Raw genomic sequence first — 415 nt, 5'->3', positions numbered from 1 at the left:
CTGGCCGCGCAGTGGTGCGACGAGGTGGTGATGATCCGACCATAGTTCGCACTACCTCGAGGTTTTCTGATTCAACCGCCGTTTTCCAAGGGGCGTCTCCACGAAACCCGAGGTAGTGCGAACCGCTATGACGCAGCCTCAATCAGCGTGCGGGTGTACTCGCTCCGCGGCTCCCGCAGCATCCGGGCCGTCGGCCCCTCCTCCTCGACACGTCCGTCATGCAGGACCACGATGCGGTCGGCCAGATGCTGTACCACGCCCAGATCATGGGAGACCACAATCAGCGCCATATCCGGCGTCCGCCTGCGGATAACGGCGAACGCCTCAAGGATCTGGACGCGCGCCGCCACATCGATGGCGCTCATCGGCTCGTCGGCCAGCAGCACCTTGGGATTGTTGACGATGGCGCGCGCAA

At 63.9% G+C, this 415-nt stretch carries 1 pseudogene; it reads right to left on the bottom strand.

Annotation, left to right across the window (positions count from 1 at the left end):
* Nucleotides 1-125: 125 nt before the first annotated feature.
* Nucleotides 126-415 (bottom strand): annotated as a pseudogene (locus B4C31_RS04780) (ABC transporter ATP-binding protein); the annotation flags it as partial.

It is taken from the genome of Bifidobacterium sp. UBA4282 (assembly GCF_002394995.1).
Lineage (GTDB): Bacteria > Actinomycetota > Actinomycetes > Actinomycetales > Bifidobacteriaceae > Bifidobacterium > Bifidobacterium pullorum_B.
This window is presented reverse-complemented; position numbering and strand designations above follow the sequence as displayed.